This window comes from Bradyrhizobium sp. BRP22 (genome assembly GCF_020194175.1).
Taxonomy (GTDB): domain Bacteria; phylum Pseudomonadota; class Alphaproteobacteria; order Rhizobiales; family Xanthobacteraceae; genus Bradyrhizobium.
Window position 1 is genome coordinate 112,278 of record NZ_JADYVX010000021.1, and the last position, 18,138, is coordinate 130,415.

Here is an 18,138-nt window from a genome sequence, read left to right on the forward strand (position 1 = left end):
AGTTTCGTCACTTGTCCAACGGAGACGGGCCTGCCACAAGGCGACCCGCCCACCTACCAGGGAAGAAACAAAGAGCACCACATGAAAACATCGATCTTGAGCGCGTTGGCCGTCGTCACCTCAATGTTCGCAGCGTCGGGCGCGCAGGCGCAGGATGTTGCCGCCGGCAAGACCTCGTTCAACAAGTGCCTCGCCTGCCATGCAATTGGCGAAGGCGCCAAGAACAAGGTCGGCCCCGAGCTCAACGGCCTTGACGGCCGCCACTCCGGCACCGCGCCTGATTACAACTATTCGGACGCCAACAAGAATTCCGGCATCACCTGGAACAAGGAATCGTTCCTCGAATACATCAAGGATCCCAAGGCCAAGATCCCAGGCACCAAGATGGCATTCGCCGGCATCAAGAACGAGACGGAAGCCAACAACCTCTGGGCCTATCTCGCACAGTTCGACAAGGACGGGAAAATCAAGCAGTAGTAGCGAGTATCTTGCGTCGTGGCGCCTCTCGACGAGGCGTTACGATGCCCAAGTTAAATCAAATCTCGTTCCTGCAGCGGCCGGCGGCGAGCGTCGCGAATGTGCAGTATCCACACCTCGTCACCCTCGAGCCGGTAGTAAACTTTGTACGCCTAGCGGGGAACGGTTAGCTCTTATGCGTCGGCAAATTCAGTTCGTTGCCCGAGACGAGGATACGATCTGAGCGCGTGGATCGTATTGAGAACGGCGCGCTGAACGTTGATTGCCCCAGTTGGGCTCTGTTCTTTCAGGAAGTCGTAGATCGCCTCGCGATCGTTGAACGCGCGCCGAGTGTATCGGACCTTCATAGACCCCGACGCTTCTCGGCGTTTCTCACCTCTTCGTCTGAAACAAAGTCGCCACGCTTGGCTTGCGCAAGCCTTCCGCAATAGCAGCGCGGGTGTCGTCATCCAGAGATACAACGGGTGTTGGCTCTCCGGCAAGTGAGAGCAGTGCGTTAGCAAGAGCGTCCTGATCTTGCGCAGGAAGCTCCGGCATTCGTTCGATTGCACGTTCGAGTAATTCGGTCATATCCGGACCATAACAGTTCGCATCCTGATTGCCACTACGCGCCAGCCGCGCTGCTGTACGGCGCTCCGATCATCGCTTCGATCTCCGCGATCACCAGGTCAGGCGCTGCGTTCTGGATCATGTGGCCGGTGCCCGGCAGCACGATCAGCTTGGCATGCGGTACGGCGGCGGCGAGCGGGCGGGAGTGGATGTCGGTCGACACCGTCTTGTCGGCGTCGCCGGTGATGATGGTGAGCGGCGCCTTGATCGCGCCATAGCGCGGCGCCTGCTCGGCGACCGCGGCCTTCAATGTCACCAGGTCGCGCGCGTTGGCGATGAATTCGCGCGGCCGCAGCAGGAGCGGCGTCGCTGTATCCTTCACGAAACCATCCGGCATCGTCTGCGGCAGAAATACGCCGCGCGCACCTGACCCGGTCAGCACCGTGCCGAGCGGCAGCGTGATCGTGTAGGCGAATAGCGGGCCGATCACCGGCGTGGCGATCAATTCGTTGTACTTGCCGACGCCGCCCTTCCAGGGGTAGGCGACCGGCGCGAGCAGCACGAGGCCGGCCACCCGGTCGGGATCATCAAGCGCCAACCTCAGGCCGAGCGCGCCGCTCCAGGAATGCGCCACCACGACCGCCCGCTCGATGCCGAGCTTGGTCAGCGCCTCCGAGATCATCCGCCCCTGGATCGCGGGCGTGGAATCGCTGGCCCGCGCGCGGGTGCTCCAGCCGTGGCCGGGACGATCGATCAGGATCACGCGGTGATTTCTGGCGAGCCGGTCCCCAAGCGGACGGCGCATCACCTCGAGATTGGAACTTGCGCCATGCAACATCACGATCGGCGGCGAGGCCGCCTCGCGCGGGCCGATATCGACGACATGCAGCGCGTCGCCTGTAACCTCGACCATCATACCCTGCGCGGGAAAGGCCCGTTGCACCAGCACAACGCCCAGCTGCGTGGCTGCGGCCAGCAACGCCAGCGCCGCCACCGCGATCACAATCGTCATCGATAAGGTCCGGATGATCCGTTGCAGGGTAAATGATGGCGTCCGCCGATGCCGATCTCATATGGTCGGGCCCAGTCGGTTTTCCACAATGCGCCCGACCTGTGGATAGCGGGTTCATACCAGCGTCATTACCTGTTCCTTAAATTCCTGCCGGCATTCTGCCAAAACACGCGCGGCTTGATCGAAACGGAATACGGCAAATCTGTCCACACAATCCACAGGAACAGGACGCCGCATTAACAGTTCAGAAGACAGAAATTCGGAGAAGTATCAATGAGTTCCGATCCGTGCGAAGCGGCCATCGACCAGATCGTGGCCCGCTGCAATGGCGACCTGCATGGCGCCTTGAGGGCACTTCTATTGGTCAATGAGCAACTCGAGGCCGAGCTGCAGCAGCTCTACGCCGCGGCAGCGCGCGACCAGTTCACCCGCGGCGGCAGGCTGCTGCACTGAGTTCGAGGGTTCAGCGCCACGCCGTCATTTGGCGTCGTCGGCCGGCGGTTGATCCTTTGGGCATTCGCGAATGGTAGAGCGCGCGAGCTTGGCGTCGTCGGCCGAGTTGTAGGGACCGTCGGCGAACCAGATGTTCTCGTCGACGATGGGATTGCTGGTGACGATGTCGCAGGTGTTGGTCGCGTGGTTGCCCACCACCCAATACAGCCCGTCGGCAAGACCTACGGCCGTCGCCGCAACGATCACCGTGCTGGCCAGCAGCAACGCTTTCATGGTTCGCTCCAAGCGGGTTGGCGCGGGGGAACCAAGCCCGCTAGCCGCAATCGTTCCGCGCTGCAATCGGCTGACGGAAGTCGTGGTTAATCCACGGGAACTAGATATCGCGGCCTTCGACCTTTTCGCTGAGCTGCTTCACCAATTCCGGCACCTTTTCCAGGTGCGGGTTGATGGCAAGCGCCTTGCGGAAGGCGTCCAGTGCGCGCTTGTCGTCGCCCAGGTCCTGCATGATCATGCCGAGGCCGGCCAGCGCGCCGAAATGGCGGGGTTCGCGGATCAGGACTTGCTGGATGTCCTCCAGCGAATGCGCATAGTCATTCTTCAGGTAGTAGATTGTCGCGCGCCGGTTCCAGCCCTCGATATAGTCGGGGCGCAGCTTCACGACGGCATCGAGCAGTTTCAGCGCGACATCGACGTTCTGGGCGTCGAGCGCAGCCTTGGCCCGCACCATCAGCAGCGCCGCGGTATCGCTTGGCGTCTGCAGCCATTGCGCCCAGATCCGCGCCTCCACGTGCTTGGCGCTGGCTTCATCCGGCGCGGCCTTCAGCGCACCGAACAGGAAATCCAGTCCGCGGCTGCGGTCGGCGCCGACTTGCGGCAATTTGCTGGGCGCCTCGGGCAGCTTCTTCTGCTCCTTGGGCGGAGGAATGACCCGCGGGTCGCCCTGGGCAAACGCCGCCGCAGGCGCCGCAATCACGACCGCGGCGCACAGGAATGCGAGTTGACGGGTTACGGACCTCAGGAATCTCAATTCCATCGCCGCAGCTTAAACGCACAACGTCGCGCTGCAAAGCAGCGCGACGTCAAAGACGTGTGAAACGACGTGCTGGGGGCAACCGGGGCTAAAGACCCGCGATCAGCCCTGGCGGGCCTTGAAGCGGCGCTGCACCTTGTTGATAACATAGACCCGGCCCTTGCGGCGGACCAGACGGTTGTTGCGATGGCGGCCACGCAGCGATTTCAGCGAGTTACGGACCTTCATGGGACAATCCTGATGCGTTGAAAGGCCGTGCTCAAGCCCGAACCTAAAACCTGCCCAAATGTGACAACATGGGATTTATCCCGAAAAACGGCCCAGCCGCACGGGACGCGCGCCTTCTAGGCGATCGGAGGCACAAATGTCAATCCGAATGGACCCGTCGCGCGCGAGTTTCTGGCTGCCTTGCGGAATTCGTTATATAGTATAATCAATTTTGCAATCCAGGAAGCAGGCCGCCGGGAACCCAAGGACCCCTTAAGAATGCCCAAGCTCAAGCTGCCCGACATCGAGAGCGTCGTCGCGATCGACATCCACACTCATGCCGAGGAGCCCTGCGGCATGCATGGCGACGACGGCTATGACGACTTCCAGGCGCAGATGGCGGAGTATTTCAAGTCGCCGCACAAGCATCCGCCGACGGTGCCGGAAACCGCGGCCTACTACCGGTCCAAGAACATCGCGGCCGTGATCTTCCCTGTCGATGCCGAGCGCGAGACCGGTTTCCGCCGCTACAACAATTACGAGATGCTGGAAGTCGCATCCGAAAATCTCGATGTCCTGATTCCGTTCGTCAGCATTGATCCGCACAAGGGCAAGCTCGGGGTGCGCGAGGCGCGGAAGCTGATCGAGGACTATGGCGTCCGCGGTTTCAAATTCCATCCGACCATGCAGGGCTTCTATCCGAACGACCGCCTCGCCTATCCGCTCTATGAGGCGATCAACGACGGCGGCGCGATCGCGCTGTTCCACACCGGACAGACCGGCGTCGGAAGCGGCATGCCCGGCGGCATGGGGATGCGGCTGAAATACTCCAACCCGATGTATATGGACGATGTCGCCGCCGACTTCCCGGACCTGAAGATCATCCTCGCGCACCCGTCCTTCCCCTGGCAGGAAGAGGCGCTCTCGGTCGCGACCCACAAGCCGAACGTCTATATCGACCTCTCCGGCTGGTCGCCGAAGTATTTTCCGCCGATCCTCGTGCGCTACATCAACTCGATCCTGCAGGACAAGATGCTGTTCGGCTCGGATTGGCCGGTGATCACGCCGGACCGCTGGCTTTCGGATTTCGCCAAGCTCGACATCCGCGAGGAGATCCGCCCGAAAGTGTTGAAGGCCAACGCGCGGAAGATTTTGGGTATATAAGGCGGTCTCTACATCATGCCTTGGTGTTCCGGTACGCATCGGGACGAAAGGAAATGACAGTGACCATCAAAGCCGTTGTCTTCGACGCCTATGGCACGCTTTATGACGTCCAGTCGGTCGCCGACGTGACCGAGGACGCATTTCCGGGCTATGGCGAGATCATCACGCAGATCTGGCGCATCAAGCAGCTCGAATATAGCTGGCTGCGCTCGCTGATGCGGCGCTACCGGGATTTTTCCGTCGTCACGCGCGACTCGCTCGCCTATACGCTGCGAAGCCTCGGCCTGCAATATAACGCCGGCACGTTCGATGGGATCATCGACAAATACCTGCATCTCGATCTCTATCCGGATGCGCTTGCCTCGCTCGAGGCGATCAAGGACAAGAAGCTCGCGATCCTCTCCAATGGCAGCCCGGAGATGCTGAGCGCGCTGGTGCGCAATAGCGGACTCGATCGCGTGCTGGACGCAACGATCAGCGTCGATGCCAAGAAGACCTTCAAGCCGAGCCCTGAGGCCTACGCGCTGATCGAAGAAGCGCTTGGCGTGCCGCCCTCGGACGTCCTGTTCATCTCCTCCAATCCGTGGGACGCCTGCGGCGCCAAGGCGTTCGGCTTGAACGTCGCCTGGATCGAACGAGTAACGCCGCAGGCGATGGCGCTCGCCTGCGTCGAAAGCGAGACCTTGCCGCCGCTCACGATGTTCAAGGCGCTGCGCACCCAGATGGATGAGCTCGGCGTTACGCCCGACCATCGCATCCATGCACTGTCCGAACTTCCCGCGCTGCTTTCCTCCCGCAGGTCCTAGAATATGAGCCTGGAATCCGTTCGCGCCTTCTTCGCCGAGAAGGCGCCCGACATATCCGTGATCGAATCAACCAAGAGTTCCGCGACGGTCGCGCTGGCGGCGGAAGCCTACGGCGTCGAGCCGGGGCGCATCGCCAAGACGCTGTCGCTGCGGGTCGGCGATCGCGTGGTGCTGATCGTCACCAGCGGCACCTCGCGGATGGACAACAGGAAGGTGAAGGCGCTGTTCGGCGTCAAGCCGAAGATGCTGGGACTGCATGAGGTGGCCGATATCACCGGCCACGAGGTCGGCGGCGTCTGTCCTTTCGGCCTGAGAACGCCATTGCCGATCTATTGCGATGTGTCGCTGAAGGCCTTCGACATCGTCGTGCCTGCCGCGGGCTCGACCCACAGCGCGGTCAGGATCACGCCGGAGCGAATGGCGCAACTGACGTCGGCCGAATGGGTCGACGTCTGCGATCGGCCGCAGGAGGACACGTCGGCCTATTCGTCGTCGTCGGGCCTTGGCGGCGCCGGCTGAAGCTGCGCAGGCGGCGGTGCGCCTCGCGCACGCGGCGCGGCTCGCGGCGGAACACGTGAGGGCGGCTGCTGGGCACTCGCGCTGGATTCGAATACCGCGCGACAACCATTGGAAAGTTGCGGCGTGTTCTGCCGCAAACACGCCGTGATCCGGTTGACGTCAGGGATTTGATCGCTGCAGAGCCGCCAGACGTCGGGCGTGCAGGCCATCTGCTGTTCGAAAGTTCCGCGATACTCTTCGGAGAATGCCGGGTTTTGCACGACCAGTCCGGTGCCGATCAGGATCGCACAACCCAGGACAATGCGCGGCGTTCGCATGCAGGGATCCTCTTTCAATGTCTTATCGATAGACGTCTCGTTCGATGTTCGCTCAGCGCGGCGGTTCCAGGCGCACGCCGCGCTGCAACTATGCCAAATGAATGAGACTGCGGAAGGTTCGCGACCCGCAACAAAATGTGAAATCGCCTACTCCACCTTGCCGATTTTCTTGACCGCCGCGATCAGCCGCGCGCTGTCGTCAGCGACGAATTTGGAAAACTCCGGCGCATCGAGATAGGCGACCGGACTGCCCGCGGTCTCGAACGTCTTGACCACCTCCGGCGCCTGCACCGCTTCAGCCATCGCCTCCCGCAGCCGCATCATGATCGGCGCGGGCAATCCGCGCTGCGCGAACAGGCCGGCCCAGATGTAGAACTCGACATCCTTGTAGCCCAGTTCCTTGAACGTCGGCAGGTCGGGGAAGCTTGTAATGCGTTCGGCGCCCCAATTGGCGAGCACCCGCATCTTGCCGTCGGCGACCTGCTGCTTCAGCGTGCCCGGCGCGGATGCCACCGCCTGCACCGTGCCGCTCAGCAGCGCGGTCAGCGCCGGACCTGCGCCACGGAACGGCACGTGCAGCAACTTGATGCCCGCGCTCGCGGCAAACATCTCCATCGCGACGTGAAGCGTGCCGTAGGGGCCGGACGAGCCATAGGGAATCTGGCCAGGACGCTTCTTGGCGTCGTCGACAAGATCCTGCAGCGTCTTCCATGGTGCCGACGCCGGCACCGCGAGCAGCGTCGGATCGGCGAGCACGCGCGCGATCGGCGCGAATTGCGAGACCTCGTAAGCCGCAGGGCGATCGAACAGCCGATCGGCTTCCGGCAGCACGGCAAGCGACGACAGCGTCATCAGCAGCGTGTAGCCATCCGGCTCCGCACGCGCGGCCTGCGCATTGCCAACCGAGCCGCCGGCCCCACCGGCGCGGTTGTCGACGATCACGGGCTTGCCGAGGATCCGCTCGAGTGCCGACGCGACCGGCCGCGCGGCCAGATCGGCCTGGCCACCCGCCGGAAACGGCACGATCATGGTGATGTTGCGGTTGGGATAGACAGCGCTTTGCGCGAAAGCAGCATGCGAAAGCGCGGCGTGCGCCAGCGGCCATGCGGCGGCGGCTTTCAGAATCTCCCGGCGATTCATCGGCATCCTCTCCCCAGTGGTCTTGTTTTGGTTTGATTTATGCGCAGAGAGTAGCCGATGGAGGTCGTGATAGGCAAAGGCGCGGTTCGCCTCACCGCTTCCTGCCCTTTACGAAATGCTTCGCCAGGAAGTCCGCGAGGACTTCGACGCGCGCGGGGCGTGGGCCGCCGGGCGGCATCACCAGGTGCACGGCGCCTTCAGGCTGTTTCCAGCCTTTCAGGATCACCTCGACGTCACCGCGCGCGATGGCTTCTCCAACGATGAAGTCGGGGAGATCGGCGATGCCGAGACCGGCGATCACCGCAGGCAGCAGCGCTTCGCCATTGTTGACGCGCAGTTGCCCGGCGGGTCGCACGCTTGCCTGCTCGCCGGCTGCGTTGGTGTAGTGCCAGACGCCCGCGGTCGAGAGATAGGCATAGCCGAAGCACTTGTGCTCGGCGAGATGCATCGGATGCGTCGGCCGTCCGCAGCGCTTCAGGTAGGACGGCGCCGCCACCGTGTAACGCGGCATCGCGCAGAGCCGCCGCGCGATCAAGGATGAATCGGGCAGGCGCGCGATGCGTAAGCCGGCATCGAAACCTTCGCCGATCAGGTCGACGGTCGCATCGCTCAAATGCAGGTCGATCGACACTTCCGGATATTTCTCCAGAAACTCCGGGAGCAGCGGCGCGACCGACGTCACCCCGAAGGTCATGGGCACCGCGAGCCGCACCAGGCCGCGCGGGGTGGCCGATTGCGCCAGCGCCTCATTCTCGGCCGCCTCGCCGTCTGCCAGAAGGCGCGCGGCGCGCTCGGACAGTTTTTGTCCGGCATCCGTCAGCGCCAACCGACGCGAGGTGCGGTTGAACAGCCGCGCGCCAAGCCGGCCCTCGAGCCGGCTGACCGCCTTGGAGACGGTCGCCTTCGACAGCGCAAGCTCGCTAGCGGCCGCCGCAAACGACCGCAATTCCACGACCTTTGCGAAGATTGCGAGCGCTTCGAAGTCCGGGAGCTTTGGCATTTCGGCGCCGCCCTTTTCCACAAATGGAAACAATGAGTTTCGATAGTTTCTATTTCTATACCACGCCGGGCGGCATATCCAATCTCCATCGAAACTTCAGGAAATACCCCGATGATCGAGCTCAGACCCTATGCAAAACTCGGCGGCGCCGACCATGGTTGGCTGAAGGCAAAACACCACTTCTCCTTCGGCAGCCACTACGATCCGAACAATATGGGCCATGGCGCCTTGCGCGTGTGGAACGATGACGAGATCGCCCCGAACACCGGCTTTCCACCGCATCCCCACGCCAACATGGAAATCATCACCTATGTCCGCGAAGGCGCGATCACGCACCAGGACTCGCTAGGCAACAAGGGCCGGACTGAAGCGGGCGACGTGCAGGTGATGAGTGCAGGCAGTGGCATCCGTCACGCCGAGTACAATCTCGAGCCGTCGAAGACGAAGATATTCCAGATCTGGATCGAGCCGACGACGCATGGCGGCGAGCCGACCTGGGGCTCCAAGCCTTTCCCGAAGGCCAATCGCTCCGGCAAGCTCGTAACGATCGCGAGCGGCTTCGAGAATGACGCCGATGCGCTGCCGATCCGCGCCAAGGCGCGGGTGCTTGCCACCACGCTGAAGGCTGGTGAAAGCGCGGAATATGCACCGGAGCAGAAGCGGCATCTCTATCTCGTGCCCGCAGCCGGCAGCATTGACGTCAACGGCGTGCGTGTCGATGCCCGTGACGGCGCCGCGATCCGTGACGAAGCCAAACTCACGATCACCGCACTGGAGGATTCCGAGCTGGTGCTGGTCGACGCGGCGTAACTCCACTCGTCATGCCCGGGCGCCTGTCCCCGACCCGGGCATCCATCCCCTTCGGGAGGTTTCTCGATTGTGATCGGTTGCCGGGTCAAGCCCGGCAACCAACCCTCCAAATTCAACAACACCAAACCAAAGGAGAGCCATCATGGCCAAAGTTCTCGTCCTCTATTATTCCGCCTATGGTCACATCGAGGCCATGGCGAATGCGGTCGCGGAAGGCGCGCGCGAAGCCGGCGCTACTGTCGATATCAAACGGGTGCCCGAGCTCGTGCCGGCCGAAGTCGCGAAGGCGTCATACTATAAGCTGGACCAGGCAGCGCCGATCGCGAAGATCGACGATCTCGCCAATTACGACGCGATCATCATCGGCACCGGCACCCGCTTCGGCCGCATGTCCTCGCAGATGGCGAACTTCCTCGATCAGGCCGGTGGTCTTTGGGCCAAGGGCGCCTTGCACGGCAAGGTCGGCGGTGCCTTCACCTCGACCGCGACCCAGCATGGCGGGCAGGAAACGACGCTGTTCTCGATCATCACCAATCTCCTGCATTTCGGCGTCACCGTGGTCGGCCTCAATTACGGCTTTGCCGGCCAGATGAAGCTCGACGAGATCACCGGCGGTTCGCCCTATGGCGCCACCACGATCACCGGGGGCGACGGCAGCCGGCAACCGAGCGCGAATGAGCTTGCAGGCGCGCGCTATCAAGGACGTGTGATCGCGGAGACCGCGAACAAACTGCATGGCTGATACGAGTTCGGGGGCGTTCTCGTTTGCGAGTACGGCCCTATGTAGACGGTGCGGTCGGAAATTTCATTCGATCGCACCTTCATGTTCAAACCGCATGACTGCAGCCGCCAGGCTCTTGCCCCCCGGGCCTGGCGGCACATGCGCGTTCGGGGATTACGACATGGTTGAAATGCTGTTCATGGCCCAGCTGGTGCGCAGGCCGCTGCAGGCGATGGCGCGGCGCTGGTGGTGCAAGAGTCTTTTCCGCGCCACGCGCGGACAACGCCGCTGTCCGGAATGCACGAAGTCGTGATGTCGATCTGTCGGGCCGTGTCCGTGGAGCCGGCATAACGAACTCGTGATAGGCTGACTGCTTCGAGAGCCGCCACGCAAATAGCCGTCACGGATGAGATCTTGGCATGAGCAACACTAGGCAAGTCTTGTGGCCGGAACTGCCGACCCAAGCATGGCGTGAGACCTGCGCCACGCTGCATCTCTGGACCCAGATCGTCGGCAAGATCCGGCTGGCCAAGTCGCCCTGGCTGAACCATTCGTGGCACGTCACGCTTTATGTCACGGCGCGCGGGCTGACCACCTCGCCGATCCCTGACGGCATTAGAACGTTTCAAATCGATTTTGATTTCATCGATCACGTCTTGCACATCTCGTCCAGCGACGGCGCAGCGCGACAGTTTGCGCTGGCCGGACTCTCGGTGGCGAGCTTCTACGCGGCGGTGCTCTCCGCGCTGAGAGAGCTCGGCATCGAGGTTGCGATCGACGAAACGCCGAATGAATTACCGGACCCGATCCGGTTCCCGGAAGACAATCAGCACCGCGCCTACGATGCGGACGCAGTGCTGCGATTCTTCCAGATCCTCTTGAACTGCGACCGGCTGTTCAAACAATTCCGCACCGGCTTTCTCGGCAAGGCCAGCCCCGTGCATTTCTTCTGGGGCAGCTTTGATCTCGCGGTGACGCGTTTCTCCGGCAGGACGGCGCCACGCCATCCCGGTGGCGTGCCGAACCTGCCCGATGCAGTGGCGCACGAAGCCTATTCGCACGAGGTGAGCAGCGCCGGCTTCTGGCCGGGCGGCGGCGCCGTCGACTATCCGGCATTCTATTCCTATGCCTATCCGGAGCCCGCGGGCTTCCGCACCGCCAAGGTGCGACCCGACGCGGCCTTCTTCAGCGAGAAGCTCGGCGAATTCATCCTGCCCTACGATGCCGCGCGCACCTCCGACGATCCCGACCAGGCGGTGCTGGAATTCCTGCAAAGCACGTATGAGGCCGCTGCGATTGCCGCGAAATGGGACCGCCCGGCACTGGAGTGCCCGCTTGGCCGACCCGGCGTGGTGCGGCAGTTCTGAGTAACGCCGGGCTTAGATCATGATCCGATCGGCCTGAAATCGGCTCATGATCTCGTCTCTTCCGGATCACGTTCTCGAGCTTTGACGCGTTTTCTTCACGTTCACTTCGCTCGAAAACGCTTTAGTTCAACAGCTCCGGCTTTGTCACCGTTTGCCTGACCTGCGCACCGCAATCAGAGCATTCGTAGGTAAAGTCGATCTTCGCCATGCTCCAATGCGGCGCAACATCCGTGACGAACATCGGGAGACCGGCGCAGCTCGGGCAGATGATGAAGTCCGGTTCCACGGCATGGTGATGGATATAGGCTGGCATGTGGGCTTCTCCTGGCGGAAACATTCCCGGTGGCCCTTAGCCCGCAGCCAGCATAGTGCGATGCGGCGACCACAATTGTGGACTTTTGCGAACATAGAACGAACGCTCACACAATCCGCGTGAGTGTGACAATTCTGCATGGAAGCTTGATCAGGTGTCTTCGCGTGAGACCGGCTTGCCAATGACGCGTTTCAGATACGCGGTTAACTTGGGATAACGACGCAGCTCACTTGTCGCCCGGTCGCGGAGCGCATGGGGTAATCCGCGCCAGCTCAAGGCGGCGCTGACATCGAGCAGCGGCAGCCGCTTGACGCCGAAGCGGCGCTTGTAAGCGTAATTGCCGATCGAGAAATCGAACTCGCGGACACCCTGCTTGTGCAGCGCCGCCATGGTGCGCTCGATGATCAGCCGTCCCGGCGAACAATTGCTCCATTTGTCACCGGCGTTGCTGATACGGATCATCACATAGCGTGGACCGTTACGCACACCGAGCAGCGTTGCCACCACCTCCTCGCCTGCCGTCAGCGCCGTCACGATGACATAGCCACTGGCGACGCCGTTGCGGACCAGGCTGCGATAGAACGCGGCGCAATTCTCATCATTGAGGATGAACTTTACTCCGAGGCTCTGCATTCGCACGCTCTGCTGAGCCTCGGTCGTCGCTAGAATCCTCTGCGCCTCGTCAGGATCTGCTGCAACGGAGAATGCAGCGGCGGGATCACGGGTGAACACGCGCCAGCTCCGCTCCAGTTCCTTGCGCGTGGTCCGCTCCAGCGTGTAGCGCCAAGCATCGTAATCCTCGCCGATGGTGACGAGATTGCCGTTGACCGGGCAAACCGCCGCAGTATCGAGCAGCGCCAGCGGATTGGGCCGGCCGTCGAGATCGGGTACGATCTTGCGGAGGCGGATGAGATCGGCGCCGCCGGGAAGTTTGCACAACGCGGCGCGCAAGTCGCGCCAGAACACACGCGCCGCCGCCGCATCGCGCGGCGCAGCAGGCCCGAGCAACGGCGCGTTGTAATCGGTGAGCTCAAGGTCCGCGAACTCGATCGTTCGAACGCCGCCCTGTCGGCGACGGATCAATGGCAACAGCGCCGCCGGCTCGCCTGTTGCAGCATCGGTGACGAAGGCGATCACCGGCAAGATGCCGTCGGTGTCGGCGAAAGCGTCGTACCAGGCCTCATACCAGCGCGGATTCTGGAACGCGGTCGGAGGAGCGAACGTACTCCACCGCGCCTGTGTCTGTTGCCAGTCGGAAAGGATCTCGACGCGGTAGCCGGCCGCGCGCGCTTTCGTGTACGCGGAGGGCTTGCCCGCCGATGTCGCAAGCACGGTCATGGCCGCAAGCCGCGCCTACGCCGCTTTCGGCAAGTCGACGATCTTGCCGAGCTCGGTCTCGTCGAGCCGGAAGTCGATCGGCCGGCGCACCGAGCGCTCGCGTTTCACCCACTTGCCGTCGCGCAGGAGCTTCTGGATCACCTGCTTGGCCAAGAAGGACGGACCGCGCAGGCTGCGGCTCTTCGGCGTGTAGCCGAAGCGATGACGCAGCATGCCATTGGCGAGATGCAGGATCTGCGCGCGCCGGATGTCATCGTTGACGTAGGATACCGTCATCGAAATGTTGACGACGCCGAGATTCTCGACGCGATGCGGCGCATTCAGCGGCCAGTTCAACATCTGGCCAGGCTCGAGATCGATCACCTGGGCATGCTGGTCGTACCAGGACGCATAGGGAATATCGACCTCGACATCGAACAGCGCGATGTCCTCGAGATGCTCCGGCCGGATGAATGGGGGCGTGTTTGGATAGATGTAGACGCGCTTGCGCCCGGCGATCTGGATCAGTCCCTGTCCCGGCAAGTCAGAGTGGTAATAGACCTGCGCGTCCGGGGAGGAGATGAGGATGCCCGCCTGGTGCGTCGGCGCATCAAAGCCGGGAACCTTGACGGCGATCTCCGCGAACATCTGATCGACCATCTCGCGGAAACGGTGATCGACGGAGGTGACGTTGCGCAGGTTGAGCCAGAGGCCGCCGCGCGAAATCGCTTCGATCACCTGGCGACCACTGAGCTTGCCGATCTCGCCTTCGCGCCAGACGCGACTGGAACCCTTCGCACCTGTCTGGACCAGGCTGTAATGCTCGCGCGGATAGTTCTCGATCAGCTTGGCGAGTTCATTCATCGAGAACGCGGATTGCTTGTGCATCGCGTGCTCGAGCCGGATCGGCTGATGGCTCCAGAGCTCGGAATGGGTGTCGTCCCATTTGGTGAAGATCTTGCCTGCCGTCATGTCACGCTCCTGGTCGCCTTGCGTCTTTTTGATCTTCCGATGTCCCGTTACGGGACGACCGGGCAGCTTTCACGTCAGGATCGGCAAGATCGGTGCCGACGCCATTTGCGGCGCTTACCGGAAGCTAAGGTCTGCGCGGTAGGGCTAACAAAATGACCTCGGAAGCCCCGCCGCTGCAGCGATGACCTCTACACCGCGATATCGGGCGCTGTTTCTCGGCGCGGGAGCCGAGATGCATTGCGGCGTCGGGCAGTTCACGCGCCTGCTCGCCGAGGCGATCGAAAAGCTCGATCCCGGCAGTAGCCAAACGTTAACCGTGACGCGCAGCGAAGGATCGCTCCGCGACATCTGGCGCGCGGTCGGGTCGGCGCAGAGCGTGGTCTGCAATTTTCCAATCGTGGCCTGGAAGCGCGTGATCCTGCGGCCGCTTGTGGCGCTCGCGATCGCAAGGCTCAGGCGGCGCAAGGTTGTCCTGGTCGAACACGAATGGGCCGGGCTGAACTGGATGCGGCGGATTACCTACATCCCCGCGGTATGGCTCGCCGACAGCATCGTCATGTTCTCGCCGCTGGTCCGCAAGGAGCTTGCCGATGACGCCGTGGTCGCCTCCGCCGTGAAGAAATCGATGCTGGCGCCGCTGCCGCCCAATGTCGAGGCGCCGGCGCAGATCGAAGACTCGGAATTGCGGCGGCGGCTATCAGCGGCGCGCGCCGGCGGACGATTGGTGATCGGGCATTTCGGCTCGATCTATCCGGGCAAGCAGCCGAATGCGCTGCTCGAGATCGGTGCGATCCTGAAAGCGCGCGGATTGCGGCCGCTGCTTGTCTATATCGGCTCCTTCATCCGCGGCGTCGACAAGGTCGAGGAGAATTTCCATGCCCGCGCCGCCGAACTCGGCCTCGGTGACGACGTCATCGTCTCCGGCTTCGTCGCCTCGGATGCCGAAGTGTTCGGCCTGTTCAGCGAGGTCGATGCCTTCTGCTATCCGCTGGACGAAGGCATCACCGCCCGTCGATCCAGCATCCTCACCTGCGCGCAATCGGGACGTCCGCTGGTCGCGACCGGCCCCGCTTTGCCTGATGAATTCGATCACCATCCGCGCTTCCGGCAGTTGATCGATCGTGGCGCGATCGTCCTGGTTCCGCGCGGATCGGCGGGCGAGGTTTATGCAGATGCAATCCTGGCCGCGGCGAGACAACCGCCGTGGCAGGCGCCGTTCGATTTCGCCGGCTGGTGGCACGATGTGGCAACGGCCGTGGCGGCTGTCATCTATGCCCGCAAGCGAAATCGCGCGAGATAATGCAGGCCGAACACGGCGATCAGGAACGTCGCCCAGATCGGATCGGCGCGGTCGAGGAAGAAGCTCTCCATCGACGACAGATAAAGCCCGAACAGCCAGATGCGCAGGAACAGCATCTGCAGCGGGCCGTCATTGCCGCCATCGTCGGCGGCCTGGAAATCGCGCAGCGGCTTGACGACGATCGCGGCGATCAGAAACACGAGACCCGGCAGGCCGGTGCCGAGCGCGGTGTCGAGATAGCCGTTATGGCTGTGCGAGGCGTAGCCCGCCCATTCCTTGCCTTCCTTGAGATTCGTGATCGCGTTGCTGCCCCAGAAGGCTTCGAAGCCATAGCCGGTCAGGAGCCGCTGATGCAAGGACTCAACGGCAAAGACCCAGATATCGGAGCGGCCGGTGAAGCTGGTATCCAGCGGCAACAGCTTGGCGATTGATGCGAGCGTATCGCTCAGCACCGTGCCGACGCTGAACAGGTTGAGCACGATCAGCGGCAGCAGCAGCATCAATGCCCGTCCCCACAGTGAACGGACGACTGATGTCAGCGAGGTCAGCAGCAGCACGGCAAGGCAAAGCGAGATCGAGCTCTTGCCGGCCGAGTAGACCAGGAACAGGGCCGAGAGCCCGATGACGATGACACCGGATATCCATCCGCCGGCGCGGATGAAGTAGACGCCGAGGAACATCATCATCGCCATCATCGCGGCGGCGACGTTCTTGTGCCCGAACGCGCCGCGCCAATTGCCGGCGAGCGCCGGCTCCTGCGGGTCGGTCGCCAGATGGATCGACAGGTTCGGCGCCAGCAATAGTCCGAGATAGCAGGTCGCGATCAAACCCAGCGCAGCGATGCTGAACCAGCGCATCAACTCGCCCTGCGACTTCGGCAACAGCATCATGGTCGCCGTCACCACCACGACGAATACCGACAGCGCGAAACGGCGGCCCGAGGTGGCTGGATCGAACGACAGCACCACCGTCAGGCAAAGCCAGGCCCCGAACAGCACATAAGCGGGCGTCAACAGCGAGGCCAGCGCCGGCATGTTGTCGCGCATGGTCAGGAACAGCATCAGCACCATCAGCACGCCGAACAGCGCGTAGAGCACGGCTTCCTTGCCGGAGGTCACCTCGCCCACGCGCATGTCGGAGAGATCGTCGAACGGATGCAGCGAAAGCCAGATCAGGAGCAGGATGCCGATGAAGGCCGCGGCGCGGACGAAATCCATCACCGGCCGCCGCCACACATCGGCAAGGACCGCCCGGGCTTCGGACGTGATGAGAAACTCGGTCACGAAGCAATCTTCGAGGCGGCGTAGGGTTGTGGCTCGATGCCAAGCACCGCAAGCGCGCTGCCGACGGCGACCATCATCGGATGCATCGCGATGATGGGCTGGTGCTCCCTCAAGACGATGCGCGTGGCGCGGAACAGCGAGAACGGCACCAGGCCGAACATCTTGGCCATCACGGCGGCGCGTGACCACGTCGACTGCGCGCCCTTGCGTTCGATATGATAGTTGATCGCCCCGATCCGCAGGCCGCGCCGCACGATCCAGCCGAGCCTGGTCCGGCTCCGCGGTACCGTCTCCGTGATGACGGCATCCTTGACCCAGTAGAAGCGGAAGCCGGCCCGGCGGGAGCGGGCAAAGAAATCGTGGTCGCCGCCACCGAGGAAGTTGAAGCGCAGATCGAAGGCGGGACTGCCAAGCCGATCGAAGACGTGGCGGCGGATCAGGCAATTGCCGCAGCCATAGATGACGGACACTGGTCCGCTGTCATGATAGGCTGGCGCAAACGCCGGGTGACGCGTCAAGCCGCGCTTGTGCTCGTCGTCGAACTTCGGCCAGACCGGCCCGCCGATCACCTCCGCGCCGGTCGTCTCGGCGGCCTCGACCATCCGCTCGAGCCACTCGGGCGAGGCAACCTCATCGTCGTCGATCATCAGGAAGTTCATCGCCTGCGGAAAGGTTCCGAGCGCCGTCTCGAACGCTGCATTGATGGCGTGACAGTTTCCCTGCCGCGGCTCGACGAGGCAGATGCCATTCAGCCTTCCCGATGCCAGGAATTCCGCGGCGACCGGCGCGCTTTCACAGTTGGCTGCGTCGTTCTCGACGACCACGACCGCAAAGCGGCGCGTGGTGCGCTGCGCGGCGACCGATTCCAGCGTCAGCCGCAGATGCTGCGGCCGGCGGAAGCTCGGGATGCAGACCACGGTCTCGACGGAGCAGTCGAGCCCGGGCGAGGCCGCGACCCAGGCGCGGTCCGTTGTAAGAAACTCGGTCGACATCGACATCTTGTTCATGGCGTCTTCCCAGTCCGCGACACGCCGTCCCAGAACGGGTCACGTCACCATCATGAGACGTAATCGTCCCGAAATCGTTGATGGACGGAGCCGTACGATAGCGATTCACACGGTATGGCCAGGTCATGGCAAAATCCGATCCACCCGCGCGTAGTGCCACCACGATCTCTTGCGAGGGTTAATCGGGGGCATTCAGCGTGCCTTTGCGCTCAACTACCAGTCGATCCGCATCGACGCGCGCTCCACCGCGCATTGGCAGCAATTCGTTAAGGTTAAACGCGGTCGGCAACGCCGCAGCGGAGAGCCTTGATGCCTCTGGCATTCGATTTGCTGTCCCTCGGTACGACAAAGAAATCGGCTGAGTCATACAACAC

Annotated in this window: 22 protein-coding genes; 10 read left to right on the forward strand and 12 right to left on the reverse strand. The window is 62.7% G+C overall.

Features of this window, described 5'->3' with window-relative positions:
- Positions 1-81 precede the first annotated feature (81 nt).
- Positions 82-477: a cytochrome c-550 CycA gene (cycA, locus tag I6F35_RS24380; RefSeq protein ID WP_225120195.1), complete on the forward strand. Its 396-nt coding sequence runs from the start codon at positions 82-84 to the stop codon at positions 475-477.
- A gap of 604 nt (positions 478-1,081) precedes the next feature.
- Here the strand turns inward: cycA and I6F35_RS24385 are convergent.
- Positions 1,082-2,038, reverse strand: a complete 957-nt coding sequence (locus I6F35_RS24385) for an alpha/beta hydrolase (RefSeq protein ID WP_225120196.1) — start codon at positions 2,036-2,038, stop codon at positions 1,082-1,084.
- A gap of 273 nt (positions 2,039-2,311) precedes the next feature.
- On the opposite strand from I6F35_RS24385, the gene I6F35_RS24390 reads away from it, so the two are divergent.
- Positions 2,312-2,491 (forward strand): hypothetical protein, encoded by a 180-nt coding sequence (locus I6F35_RS24390; RefSeq protein WP_225120197.1) that lies wholly within the window; start codon positions 2,312-2,314, stop codon positions 2,489-2,491.
- A gap of 24 nt (positions 2,492-2,515) precedes the next feature.
- Here I6F35_RS24390 and I6F35_RS24395 read toward each other — a convergent pair whose 3' ends face one another.
- From I6F35_RS24395 to ykgO, 3 genes are all read right to left on the reverse strand, one after another.
- Positions 2,516-2,764: a hypothetical protein gene (locus tag I6F35_RS24395; RefSeq protein WP_225120198.1), complete on the reverse strand. Its 249-nt coding sequence runs from the start codon at positions 2,762-2,764 to the stop codon at positions 2,516-2,518.
- Positions 2,765-2,864: 100 nt separating this feature from the next.
- Positions 2,865-3,524, reverse strand: a complete 660-nt coding sequence (locus I6F35_RS24400; protein ID WP_225120199.1) for a tetratricopeptide repeat protein — start codon at positions 3,522-3,524, stop codon at positions 2,865-2,867.
- 99 nt (positions 3,525-3,623) lie between these two features.
- Positions 3,624-3,749: a type B 50S ribosomal protein L36 gene (gene ykgO / locus I6F35_RS24405; RefSeq protein ID WP_002718645.1), complete on the reverse strand. Its 126-nt coding sequence runs from the start codon at positions 3,747-3,749 to the stop codon at positions 3,624-3,626.
- Between the two features lie 258 nt (positions 3,750-4,007).
- Here ykgO and I6F35_RS24410 point away from each other — a divergent pair, with 258 nt between their 5' ends.
- From I6F35_RS24410 to I6F35_RS24420, 3 genes are read left to right on the forward strand one after another with little or no spacing between them, the layout of a single operon-like run.
- Positions 4,008-4,892, forward strand: coding sequence for an amidohydrolase family protein (locus I6F35_RS24410; protein WP_225120200.1), 885 nt, complete (start codon positions 4,008-4,010; stop codon positions 4,890-4,892).
- Between the two features lie 59 nt (positions 4,893-4,951).
- Positions 4,952-5,698 (forward strand): haloacid dehalogenase type II, encoded by a 747-nt coding sequence (locus I6F35_RS24415; RefSeq protein ID WP_225120201.1) that lies wholly within the window; start codon positions 4,952-4,954, stop codon positions 5,696-5,698.
- A gap of 3 nt (positions 5,699-5,701) precedes the next feature.
- Complete coding sequence (locus I6F35_RS24420) at positions 5,702-6,217, forward strand: YbaK/EbsC family protein (protein WP_225120202.1); 516 nt, start codon at positions 5,702-5,704, stop codon at positions 6,215-6,217.
- Here I6F35_RS24420 and I6F35_RS24425 read toward each other — a convergent pair.
- The 3 genes from I6F35_RS24425 to I6F35_RS24435 all read right to left on the reverse strand — a co-directional run bounded on the left by I6F35_RS24425 (position 6,181) and on the right by I6F35_RS24435 (position 8,674).
- Positions 6,181-6,534, reverse strand: coding sequence for a hypothetical protein (locus I6F35_RS24425; protein ID WP_225120203.1), 354 nt, complete (start codon positions 6,532-6,534; stop codon positions 6,181-6,183). The two genes, I6F35_RS24420 and I6F35_RS24425, sit on opposite strands and share 37 nt — an antisense overlap.
- Positions 6,535-6,681: 147 nt before the next feature.
- A complete protein-coding gene (locus I6F35_RS24430; RefSeq protein ID WP_225120204.1) occupies positions 6,682-7,674 on the reverse strand; it encodes a tripartite tricarboxylate transporter substrate binding protein in 993 nt (330 codons plus the stop codon).
- A 91-nt stretch (positions 7,675-7,765) separates the two neighbouring features.
- Positions 7,766-8,674 (reverse strand): LysR family transcriptional regulator, encoded by a 909-nt coding sequence (locus I6F35_RS24435; protein WP_225120205.1) that lies wholly within the window; start codon positions 8,672-8,674, stop codon positions 7,766-7,768.
- Positions 8,675-8,785: 111 nt separating this feature from the next.
- On the opposite strand from I6F35_RS24435, the gene I6F35_RS24440 reads away from it, so the two are divergent.
- The 4 genes from I6F35_RS24440 (at position 8,786) to I6F35_RS24450 (ending at position 11,572) form a co-directional block, all read left to right on the forward strand.
- Positions 8,786-9,484, forward strand: coding sequence for a pirin family protein (locus I6F35_RS24440; protein WP_225120206.1), 699 nt, complete (start codon positions 8,786-8,788; stop codon positions 9,482-9,484).
- Positions 9,485-9,626: 142 nt separating this feature from the next.
- Positions 9,627-10,226, forward strand: a complete 600-nt coding sequence (gene wrbA / locus I6F35_RS24445) for an NAD(P)H:quinone oxidoreductase (protein ID WP_225120207.1) — start codon at positions 9,627-9,629, stop codon at positions 10,224-10,226.
- Positions 10,227-10,386: 160 nt separating this feature from the next.
- The gene (locus I6F35_RS40250) at positions 10,387-10,518 is read left to right on the forward strand and encodes a hypothetical protein (RefSeq protein ID WP_275945491.1); all 132 of its coding nucleotides are present in this window, start codon (positions 10,387-10,389) and stop codon (positions 10,516-10,518) included.
- Positions 10,519-10,624: 106 nt separating this feature from the next.
- Positions 10,625-11,572 carry a DUF5996 family protein gene (locus tag I6F35_RS24450; RefSeq protein WP_225120208.1) on the forward strand — a complete coding sequence of 316 codons (948 nt, stop codon included), beginning with the start codon at positions 10,625-10,627 and terminating at the stop codon, positions 11,570-11,572.
- Between the two features lie 121 nt (positions 11,573-11,693).
- Here I6F35_RS24450 and I6F35_RS24455 read toward each other — a convergent pair whose 3' ends face one another.
- The 3 genes from I6F35_RS24455 to I6F35_RS24465 form a co-directional block, all read right to left on the reverse strand.
- The gene (locus I6F35_RS24455; protein ID WP_225120209.1) at positions 11,694-11,885 is read right to left on the reverse strand and encodes a hypothetical protein; all 192 of its coding nucleotides are present in this window, start codon (positions 11,883-11,885) and stop codon (positions 11,694-11,696) included.
- A gap of 150 nt (positions 11,886-12,035) precedes the next feature.
- Positions 12,036-13,223, reverse strand: coding sequence for a GNAT family N-acetyltransferase (locus tag I6F35_RS24460; RefSeq protein WP_225120210.1), 1,188 nt, complete (start codon positions 13,221-13,223; stop codon positions 12,036-12,038).
- A 15-nt stretch (positions 13,224-13,238) separates the two neighbouring features.
- The gene (locus tag I6F35_RS24465) at positions 13,239-14,174 is read right to left on the reverse strand and encodes a cupin-like domain-containing protein (protein WP_225120211.1); all 936 of its coding nucleotides are present in this window, start codon (positions 14,172-14,174) and stop codon (positions 13,239-13,241) included.
- 181 nt (positions 14,175-14,355) lie between these two features.
- On the opposite strand from I6F35_RS24465, the gene I6F35_RS24470 reads away from it, so the two are divergent.
- Positions 14,356-15,474, forward strand: coding sequence for a hypothetical protein (locus I6F35_RS24470; RefSeq protein WP_225120212.1), 1,119 nt, complete (start codon positions 14,356-14,358; stop codon positions 15,472-15,474).
- Here I6F35_RS24470 and I6F35_RS40565 read toward each other — a convergent pair.
- Positions 15,444-16,757, reverse strand: a complete 1,314-nt coding sequence (locus I6F35_RS40565; protein ID WP_225120213.1) for an O-antigen ligase — start codon at positions 16,755-16,757, stop codon at positions 15,444-15,446. The two genes, I6F35_RS24470 and I6F35_RS40565, sit on opposite strands and share 31 nt — an antisense overlap.
- Entirely contained in the window at positions 16,754-17,764 is a 1,011-nt protein-coding gene (locus tag I6F35_RS24480) for a glycosyltransferase (protein ID WP_225120214.1), read from the reverse strand. Before I6F35_RS24480 ends, I6F35_RS40565 begins: the two co-directional genes overlap by 4 nt.
- Between the last annotated feature and the right edge of the window lie 374 nt (positions 17,765-18,138).